9 protein-coding genes and 1 pseudogene are annotated in these 9,749 nt (G+C 40.6%); all 10 read right to left on the bottom strand.

Features of this window, described 5'->3' with window-relative positions:
- Positions 1–251 precede the first annotated feature (251 nt).
- Positions 252–443, bottom strand: a pseudogene (locus AB840_RS14085) (IS256-like element ISBsu2 family transposase); the annotation flags it as partial.
- Positions 444–676: 233 nt separating this feature from the next.
- Positions 677–2,017 (bottom strand): type III-A CRISPR-associated CARF protein Csm6, encoded by a 1,341-nt coding sequence (gene csm6, locus AB840_RS14090; protein ID WP_048515480.1) that lies wholly within the window; start codon positions 2,015–2,017, stop codon positions 677–679.
- Positions 2,017–2,781 (bottom strand): CRISPR system precrRNA processing endoribonuclease RAMP protein Cas6, encoded by a 765-nt coding sequence (cas6, locus tag AB840_RS14095; protein ID WP_048515481.1) that lies wholly within the window; start codon positions 2,779–2,781, stop codon positions 2,017–2,019. Before cas6 ends, csm6 begins: the two co-directional genes overlap by 1 nt.
- The gene (gene csm5, locus AB840_RS14100) at positions 2,781–3,965 is read right to left on the bottom strand and encodes a type III-A CRISPR-associated RAMP protein Csm5 (RefSeq protein WP_048515482.1); all 1,185 of its coding nucleotides are present in this window, start codon (positions 3,963–3,965) and stop codon (positions 2,781–2,783) included. Before csm5 ends, cas6 begins: the two co-directional genes overlap by 1 nt.
- On the bottom strand, positions 3,962–4,981 hold the full coding sequence (gene csm4, locus AB840_RS14105) for a type III-A CRISPR-associated RAMP protein Csm4 (RefSeq protein WP_048515483.1): 1,020 nt from the start codon (positions 4,979–4,981) through the stop codon (positions 3,962–3,964). The genes csm5 and csm4 overlap by 4 nt, the downstream gene beginning before the upstream one ends.
- Positions 4,978–5,664, bottom strand: coding sequence for a type III-A CRISPR-associated RAMP protein Csm3 (gene csm3 / locus AB840_RS14110; RefSeq protein ID WP_048515484.1), 687 nt, complete (start codon positions 5,662–5,664; stop codon positions 4,978–4,980). The genes csm4 and csm3 overlap by 4 nt, the downstream gene beginning before the upstream one ends.
- Position 5,665: 1 nt before the next feature.
- Complete coding sequence (csm2, locus tag AB840_RS14115) at positions 5,666–6,058, bottom strand: type III-A CRISPR-associated protein Csm2 (RefSeq protein ID WP_048515485.1); 393 nt, start codon at positions 6,056–6,058, stop codon at positions 5,666–5,668.
- Positions 6,055–8,568, bottom strand: a complete 2,514-nt coding sequence (gene cas10, locus AB840_RS14120; protein WP_048515486.1) for a type III-A CRISPR-associated protein Cas10/Csm1 — start codon at positions 8,566–8,568, stop codon at positions 6,055–6,057. The genes csm2 and cas10 overlap by 4 nt, the downstream gene beginning before the upstream one ends.
- Positions 8,569–8,642: 74 nt before the next feature.
- Positions 8,643–8,957 (bottom strand): CRISPR-associated endonuclease Cas2, encoded by a 315-nt coding sequence (gene cas2 / locus AB840_RS14125; RefSeq protein WP_048515487.1) that lies wholly within the window; start codon positions 8,955–8,957, stop codon positions 8,643–8,645.
- Positions 8,958–8,967: 10 nt separating this feature from the next.
- Positions 8,968–9,540: a CRISPR-associated endonuclease Cas1 gene (cas1, locus tag AB840_RS14130; RefSeq protein ID WP_072061868.1), complete on the bottom strand. Its 573-nt coding sequence runs from the start codon at positions 9,538–9,540 to the stop codon at positions 8,968–8,970.
- Positions 9,541–9,749 lie beyond the last annotated feature (209 nt).

The raw sequence follows: 9,749 nt of genomic DNA on the forward strand, positions 1-9,749 counted from the left end.
GCCGCTTAAACCGTCAGCGAAGTGTTTTCCCAAGTTCACAGGCTCTGCTCAAGGCGTTGTACCTGTCCACTTTCGAAGCTGCCAAGAAATGGACCATGCCGCTTCGGAATTGGGGAAAGGTGAGAGGCGAACTGGTCATCATGTACCCTGACAGATTACTGGCATGATAGTTCTAGCAAAATGACGATTTATTAACTCTTTATTAACTATCATAGAAGACCTTATTTACAGACTTTTCTTCATAGCCCCGTTGTTTCCTTTTCGCCACGTTCATTGTTGTCATAGCCGAGATGATTTTCCATTTCACCATTCAGCATGGCCTCAAACATAGGCCCGAAAACATCTTTAAGAGCGTTTTGCATATCTTCAACAGTCTTTGGCTTATATTCACTGATAATGGCTTTAGCAAGGGATTCACCCCGTGTGGGCTGTTTCTTTGACATAAAATTATTACCTCCGCATGTGTTTGACATCCCCGAGGGGGAGTATCATTTAATCTGTTGCTGACTTACTTACACAGTTTATTATACACTCCCGAATTTTCAGCTTAGTAAATTTTTTTTCTTAGACCAGAAATATTTCAAGGACTGGAAACAAAAGATTCAACGGATAAATGTCGCCGGAAAAGGTGAACCACTACACTCCAACAGTGTATTAGATGGCAGTTTTCATCTGATTATATGCTGTGCAGACTATCTATGATACAGGTATTTAAATAGTCATAGGACCAATGTACATCCTTTCCTTGAATACGTCGTATCGCCTGATGCAAAAGACGCAGGATATCAGGTGACCGCATTCCTTTTTGAATTCCCGCAGCCGTAATTTCTTGCAGTTTACCTTCCGTTATGTTGGTAATCGTATGCGCCAATGGATTGCGTATTTTTTCTTCTATACTGCGAAGGCATATGAATATATCCGTGATTTCTGCATGGTTTTTATCATCATGCAGTTGTGTTTCTTTATAATACTGACAAATAAATACAATCGTGTTGAAATATAGTGGACCATCACGTAACCGTTTTTTTAATTCATTTTCTATATACGCTAATAATCGAGGATAATGTTCTTGCATTTTAGCACGGAGAATAAAAAATGAATTACTGTCTTTATTCTTATCGTTCTTTCTCCCACAATGATCCAATTGAAATCCAGGCATTTGTGATAAATATTGAGATCCCAGCCCCATAAGGATAGGCGACAGTTTTACGATGAAATCCGGGAGTTGTTTCTTTTTCTGCCGTAATTCCATCACCTGAAAATATTCAGAGAAGTCGCTGGGATGTTGCATGAGTGGTTGCTGCTTATATTTTGCGACCACCTTGTTCGCATCATGCCAGCGCAGATTACTACGATGGACTGCATGTTGCAATAAATTTATCGTTTCTTCAGAAAACAAGGTTTTGTTTTGCCTTACTAGTTGGAGTGCTCCGTCATACTCATAATGATGAACCAAAGATTCTATTTGCAACCGAAGACCATGACGTTTCAGTAGTAACAATGGCGGTTCTGAACACCGATTGGGTGCTTGAGGATCATTATCTTCATTTACATCTAACATCTCGACCAACTCGTCTACCGTTTTACAAGGATGATTTTTTCGATTGGAGCTCTTTTCCGGACTGTCCACCTGTATAGCCTTTGCTTTGGGATAATCTAATGCTAACAATGACATGACCGATTTTATTTGCGGTGTCCCAGAACTAATATTCAACAGCCATTCTGCATCGGTATACTGATTGTATGCCTTATCAAATTCCGTTTGGATTTGAACTAATTTTTCATAATTTTGAGGCTCGGTAATACCGCTCCTGATATAGGTAATGGGACATGTTGGCAACAGTGATTGAATGCCCCTTGTATAACAATTCATGGTATCTTCTTTGTTTTCCATATCCTGCGTTAAAAATACAATGACTCTATCTGCCCCATAATGACGCAAGATATGCAGCATAGCACCATCGTAATACCCTCGTACGGGATCCGTATCACCTGCTGGTGTAAATAATATTTTCATCACAATATCTCCTTGTATATTACGTGCGTGTGAACAGCGCCCATTCCCAACGCCGTTTTTATGCCTATACCCGAAAACTCCGCAAATATTGCCAGTAGTCCCTGCAATCGCTTCAACATATCATATCCATAAAATGTTAGCCGTTGCGAACCGGAAAATCCATATACCAAACGCCCTTCTATGGGAAATGCCTGCGAATGCAACTGATATCTCATCAGCCGACAATGTGCATCTAATTGGACCGCTAACGCTTCAGCTTCAAGCTTCACATGGGGAGAAAAGGTATTCCAACGATTGAGTAAATTTTGGTACATGAGTTGATTGTTCGGCCAAATAACATAACGCCCGGCCTGTTTAAATCCGGTAACTGTCAAAAATTCATAGTCTGCTCCGGAAGGAGGACTTTCTGCCTGTAAAAAAGAGCGAGCCAGTTCTTCATACGATAGTTGCTTCTTTACAGTGATACGTTGCACTTGTATCGCATACCCTTTTTGCTTGAGATAGATATGCGACACAGATTGTAGTGCTTCCATGATTTGCGTAAAAGCATAATCAGTCAACGTTCCAATTCGCCAGATTGGCTGTTGTGATTCTTTATCCCAGCGAATGCATTGGCTATACGGACGCAATGACATCGTATGGAAGTATGTTGCCGTTTCCTGCGACAGAGAATCCATCAGGGCTCCATGCATAATGGAGCCCATTGCCGGATATATTTTTTCATGATTAGGAAATTCTAAAACTACTTCAATAGTTGCTAACATTATCTTACCTCTTTAACGGAAGCCAGTCCCATAATCCAGCGCTCTCCTTCCGTCATTGCCAATTTTAGCGTCCGTGGGGTCAGCCTATCATCATCTTGTTGATGGTGATGAGCCGGCTGCTTCATATGCGTCCGTCGATCTTTCGTCGTAAATATATCATCAAAAAATTGAGCCAACACTTGTCTTCCCTCTGCATCAGAGGCTAGTGCATAATATACCGTCTTAGATAAGAAGCCGGTACCGCCACCAAGTACTACATCGGCTAGTTCACTTTCCTTAAACTCTGGGATATAGTCTCTGTTCATGTCAAAGACTTTTTTTTGCATGGACAACCCTTCTTCAATATAATCTCTGGACCATTTCCAAAGGTCCTCAATAGAAGAAATTCCGATGTATTTCATTATCTCCGTATCCACTGTAATAGAAAAATGGAGCTTAGTCCCTGCCGGAATGCATTCGCGAAACAAAGAAATGTAATGACTGTTATTGTTTTCGCCTCGCTTTTTAGAGACATCGAGTTTTTGGATAATTACCGTATTCTTTTTGTGATCAATCCGGACAGCATCACTTACGGATACTCCCTTCATGACACTTTGGAGAGCATCATCAGGACGACCAGTTGTCGGCAATTTCGTAAAAGCAATATGTTCCAATTGTTGACTGGAAATTTTTCGCCCCCGATGTGACTGGATGGCTTGCTTTACTTCCGGCCAAATACTGCGATAGGATTCCGGATTTTTCTGAATCAGATGATGCAGGATTGCCGTTCGGATCGCTCCTTTTATACTGCTGCCGGGAATGTAGGGTACTCCCTGTACACTCTTAGCTTGGCGCGCTATATCATTCAATGTCCGTTTAACCTCTGTATGTGGATACGCCTCTGCCGTGGAAATAGCCAATTGCTTAAGAAGTTGTTCTGGGTTATGGACACAGCGCTGCCGTTTTAGCCAGTCGATTAAAATCATTTTTCCTCTTCCGGCTTCCGCTGCATACGTATCTAATAAATTACTTTCCAATAAAAATTTTGCCCACTTCATCTTATCTAAAAAATAAACAGTTCGATTTCCCTTATTGTTAATGTACGCATATTCATAGCTTTTTAACACATCCCCGTTGCCGATATGAACAGGCGCAATACAGGTCAATTCGTATTCTTTATGTTCAAATTTTGTGCTGTTTATCATACCATCAACCCCACATATAATCCTTTTCCATATCGCCAAACGGGATGATTCGTTGCATCCGAAAGCGTTGCGATTTCGCCCTGTATTCTGATGGGAAAACACGAGCCGGATGCAATCATGTACACATCGTTCTTCTTTTTGGCCGTGGTACCGTCCGGTGATAGAAATCCACTGCGTTTGCAAAGTTTATACTGGCCTTTTTTGACAATAGGTATATCATCTTTGTTCGGTAATAAGACTGATATATTCATATACTGTTTTGCTTTTTGTTCGGTAAGCAACTGATATAGTTGACGATCATCATCATATACCCCCTCCTGTTCATCCATGAGAATCGGATCATCTAAGAAATGAAATTTTCCATATCCACTGCTGCGCTTGCCACCGATACCGGTAAGCCCTACTTCTTGCAAGACCTGACAAATCCATTCCTGATCTTCCTCTTGTTCATAACCGACAATACCATATAATCCAGCATCGGCAGCAAATGTAAATTGGTTGACATAATACGGCATTGGTTCGTTATCCAAACAATTTACACGCGTCACCAAATCACTTTGACCAAAATAGGGAATATCCCATTGTTTAGATTTTCCGGATTGCAAAAAATGTATATATTTTTCTAATTGAGAAACACGGATATATTGCAGTTTCTTCTGCTTCTTTCGTAAGATGGCCTGCTTGCGAACAGTTTCATAAGATGGTTCTGGTTCTGGTTCTGATTCTGGTTCCGTTTCTGTCACTGCTAAAATGGGTTTGGGAAGATAAAATGCGTAATCACTCGCCATATTCTTATAGGGAAATAAATCAGAGAAAACGAATTGTTCTTTTTGTACTGCCTGATACAGTCGTGTAATTCCGCTTTCATCATTCATAGCAGCCAGTTCGCAACATAAAGCACTAAACAATGTATCCGACCGATAGGTCATATCACTTTGTTCCAGCTTTCCGCCTTCTTCCGTACTGCCAAAGTGAACAGGCGTATCAAATACTAGTTGATATAAGAAATACTTCATACGCCAACGCTTCTTTCCAGTTGTTGCTGTACAGATGCTGCCAGTTCAGTTTCTTTAGTACCTGCATTACCGAAACTGTCAACGTGCCAATCCTTAAAAACTACGCGTCCGTATCCCCGGGAGCCACTGCCACCCAGATAATCCCATTGTAATAACTGGATGCCTTCCGATAATTTTTCCATGTCTTCGTTGATTTGTGTTTCATCGGTAATATTATATACCAGTTGAAATATAAAACGTGCTCCGGCCGGTACGCGTTCGATTTGCCGAGGATTCGCCGCTCCTGTAATAGCATTGATTGTATTTTCGAATTTTATTTCACCTAAGTACGTATCCATATCCAGATGTTCTAATTCTTCGACACTATTAGAGGTCATCTTGATATCAAAAAACTGTAATCTGGATGGCAATACTTCATCACCAGCCGCACCAAATAAGCGTTTTAAGCAGTTGCTTTCATTATTACTGTCTACTGTTCCTTCATTACGGCGGAGAAGAGAACGAATTTTTCCCTTAAGGGAACTACCCGGAATAATAGGCTGTTTGCTATACGGATCCCGTATCACACTGCTATCAACAGCACCAATCGGCGCAAATTCGCTGGAACCGCCAATATGGAGACCGGTTTGCAAATGGAGTGTTGCTGTAATTTTTAATTTACCTTTCAAAATTTCCTGTGCCATATTAGTCTTTGCCTCCGTAATATTTATGATATGCTACTAATGCTTCCATATATTGTGCAAATACTGCGTATTTCCCCATATCTGTGCCTATTTCATCGATACGTTCCATGATATGCGCTTCCTGTACAAAGTTCGTAACAGGTCTTTGATATCCCGACTCACGTCCAACCTGGTATGCAATTTTTACTTTTAAAAATTTGATTTCACTGGCGAGGTCATCTGGTAAAATATTTGCTTGTAAATTTTTGGCCTTGTAAACATCTACCCTATTGGTAATCGCATTGACTGCCGTCAGGAATTTACGTATTTGATTTGTTTTTAAAAAAATGTTTCCATTATTATGACTTTTCAAGTTTTTTATTACCGTTTCTGCTTCTTTTGCTATATCTCTCATTGATTCCACACTCCTTTATCTCGCAGGCGATATACCCAAAGTTCAATAGCTGTTATCAGCTGTTGACAATCCGTTTCGGATTGATACCATTCGTATAATTGTTTACGTACCTCTTCGTAACACTGTTTTTTTATTCTGTCCGCATGAGCAGGTTCCATACGGGCTAATGTATACGCAAAACGAGCCAAATTAATATGTCCTGCATCCTGAGCAGATTTACGCATTAATCCTAACAAACGATATATTGCACCTTTTCCAATGGAGAGTTTATTTTGTGTCATTTCTCCATTCATAACAAAATGATTTTGCAAAAAGCCGAGTTTTTCTCCACAAACGTTCGTTTCAAATTCATCCCAAGTATATCGGGCCGTTTGCTGGTCTTCTGTGCATGCATTATATTTCATGACTTCTCCGAAAAGAGCAATACTGTTTTTCTGCGGATTATCTTTCGCATACTCTTCCAAATCGCCTGTTTTACGTGCCATCTGAGAAATCGGGCAATCTGGATGGAATAACCCGACACCAGCTGAAAAAGTCAATTTCCCATTCGTAAAATGTTGGAACGCATGACGTAAATCAATGGCTACTTCTATGATATCATCCCAAGCGCCGGCGAGAAACATATCATCGCCACCGGAATAGATGATATGGACCTGTCGGGCGGTTTTCACTTCATCTTGAAACAATGTGAATCCCAATTTCGTATCAGCAGTATATCCCTGACAGACATCATTAATATACCGTTTAAAAAATAATGATAAATTTCGTGACAGTGCCGCTTTTCGCGATAACGTATCATATTGAGAAGAAAAACCTTTAATGAACGCGGTCCCTAAATTATCCACATCGGCACGAAGGATGCCGATTCGTTCAATTCCCGATGACTCCGTATCACCGCCGCTGCGTTGTGCCAGTTCTTTAAATTCCAGCGGATGACCGTCTGCATTTTTAGTAATATAGTCGCCCATCCATAAATGGGTTGCTACTTCACTACCCAAGGTTAATTCATTTTTAATATATAAACGCTTAGGCACAACTGATTGTTTCAGCTGGTCTTCAGATATGGCTGTCAGATACAAATCTTTCCCATAGCCGGGAATAGGGACGGCTTCTGCCGATTTTTCTGTGCGTACACAGAATATACTTCCCTGTAATGCCCGCTGCCCTAAACGGTATAGGGAATTACAAGCCCTACAAGCTTGTTCCTGTGTTTTTTCGTCCTTGACATTAGCCTCACCATACGGTTGTAATTCTGCGGCTGATGTCGACGCATGGCAAATAGCACATTCCCGTTTATCATCCACTATCTTATTATACATACTTTGCGGTGAGAACATTTTCTGTAATTGTTCTTCAGTATAACGACATAGTTTTTCTTGGCTTAGCGTATGACTCACCGTCCTGAAAACGTTTCCGGCACCACCGCCATCCTTTGAAAAATCCGTGGCCGAACAAGGCGTATAGGCCAGTGCCATATATAACCTGCTGCCATAATGCCGCAAGAACCATTCATTCAGATTTATCGTATAATCTCGAAGGATGTCCTGCACTTTTTTTGTATTTGGCAACAACATGAAGAAATGCCCGCCACCCGTATATAGCAAGCAACTACGACTTACACCACAGGCAACCAATAATTCATCTACAATGTTTTCTAACAACAAATCCAAATATAATGAACGACCACGTAAACTTTTAAGTGCCCCTTTAGAAGGAATGGTATAAATAAATTTTTGAATTCCTGACATATCACCGGATACCAATACATAAACCGGTGCGTTACGCATAGCCGCATTCTTATTTCCATAACAATAGCTTTTATAATCCGTAATGCCCCGTTCTTCAAAAAAACGATACATGCAGGCCGCAAAGGCCGCTGTTAATTTCTGATGATCATACAGTGATATATCAGAGACTTCACTGGTATTGGTACTGGATGGGATATACGTCATCGTTGCTTCCAAAAGCTGCAATAATTCATTAATGGTCATGGCTGCTGGTGAACGCTGTTTAAAACTTAAATCTAATTCCCGCGTAATCTTTTGATACATGGCAGACGGAGCCTGAATCTTTTCTTGCAAAACAGGATACAGCATTTTTCCTTCTGCATCCATGCCTCGCAAGGGGTATGCCGTATCCCCTATAGCGCCCTGTTGATCAAAGACATTAAAAATATTATGTAAGGGCGTCGTAGGGATAAAGCGCATACCCGATGATTCATCTTCGACTCCTTCGGGAACCGACGTACGACGATCTGAAGCAGCTGCTAAATTATCTGCTTCATAAATAAGATAACTAATATCGTTATCCGGACCTTTGAATTGTTCCAATTCCGTACGATGATGATTTTTGACAGCTCGAAGTATCTCTTCATACCCATCGGAAAAATACGGCATCAATACTTCTTTTCCTATTAGAGAGTGATTTTTACGGATATGCATTGCTCTCTGATACACTTTACCGATATCATGAAGAAGAGCTGCTTTTTCAATTAATTCTTCTTGTTTCATATTCTCTCCTCACTATTATTTATGTTTTTTTCATTGTAATTCCGGATACCGTCCTCTGCTATTTAACGGTTGGTTTAAAATATAATTACATCTTCTGTATGAGTATCCCCAATACCCCAGGAACGAACAGACGTGTGATCTGCTAACAAATAAATCCGTAACGAATCTGTTTCTGTATCAATAATTTCACTGCTTTCCTGAGCCAGTTTTTCATACTTATTTTTTGTTACATATGCTTCAAATGCTGATTTTTGCACACGCAGGCCATATTTTTCCAAAAAATGGACCATGGCGTTGCGACGTTTATTATCTACGATATCGTAAATAATCAGAATAATAAAACGCTTGCTGGTTGTTGAGATAAATTCATATTCTTGAGTATCATCCATATCCTGCACCTCATCGTATATACACAGGATGATAGATAGTTGCATCTTCGCCCATCAATGCCTGCGCATACTTTCCGGCTTGTGTTTCTAATGCTTTACGATATGATTGCTTCTCTTCACCATATTTATTTACAGCGCGCAATCGCTTCTCATAGGCGGAAATGAATTTACTACGGCCTTCCCGGGTCAAGAATATCCCTACGCCATCTTCTCCATGTTGGAAATGCTCCGGAAGGATTTCATGCCGATGAATAAGTGAAAGGACCATACTATCTATTAATACCGGACGCCATTCTTCCATGAGATCTGATGCCAATGCGGGATGATGATTTTTGAGTGCATGAAGGAAACCAAAATACGGATGCAGTCCTTGATTAGAAATAGCCGTATATATATCATACATCAATAACGTATAGCCAAAACTGAGCATAGTATTGAAAGAATCTAAAGGCGGCTGCCTCGTCCTTTTTTCAAAAGCAAATTCCTTGGGAACCAAGTGTCCAAGAGCAGAAAAATAAACACGGGCAATACTTCCTTCATACCCGGGAGTGTAAAATGAAGTGTGTAAGTTACCGGTAACCAATTTACTAACTTACGCACTTCATTTTTTTGTCGAGGTGCGGTACACTATCAGAAAGCAGGTTGAAAGGAATTGAGTACAGCACTGATGAAGAAACGTAGAAACCCGAGTGAGAAAGGCCAGGCAATCGCCAAGCTCATCATGGAACAATACCAGCCGAAGACGCAGGAAGACATGCAGATAGCGCTGAAGGACGTGTTCGGTCCTATCTT

This window comes from Megasphaera cerevisiae DSM 20462 (genome assembly GCF_001045675.1).
GTDB classification, from domain to species: Bacteria; Bacillota; Negativicutes; order Veillonellales; family Megasphaeraceae; genus Megasphaera; species Megasphaera cerevisiae.

Coding starts and splice junctions, on each gene's coding strand:
- csm5 (WP_048515482.1), bottom strand. CDS start 3,965: ATGATAAACAGCACAAAATTTGAACATAAAGAATACGAATTGACCTGT.
- csm3 (WP_048515484.1), bottom strand. CDS start 5,664: ATGGCACAGGAAATTTTGAAAGGTAAATTAAAAATTACAGCAACACTC.
- csm4 (WP_048515483.1), bottom strand. CDS start 4,981: ATGAAGTATTTCTTATATCAACTAGTATTTGATACGCCTGTTCACTTT.
- cas2 (WP_048515487.1), bottom strand. CDS start 8,957: ATGGATGATACTCAAGAATATGAATTTATCTCAACAACCAGCAAGCGT.
- cas6 (WP_048515481.1), bottom strand. CDS start 2,781: ATGTTAGCAACTATTGAAGTAGTTTTAGAATTTCCTAATCATGAAAAA.
- csm6 (WP_048515480.1), bottom strand. CDS start 2,017: ATGAAAATATTATTTACACCAGCAGGTGATACGGATCCCGTACGAGGG.
- csm2 (WP_048515485.1), bottom strand. CDS start 6,058: ATGAGAGATATAGCAAAAGAAGCAGAAACGGTAATAAAAAACTTGAAA.
- cas10 (WP_048515486.1), bottom strand. CDS start 8,568: ATGAAACAAGAAGAATTAATTGAAAAAGCAGCTCTTCTTCATGATATC.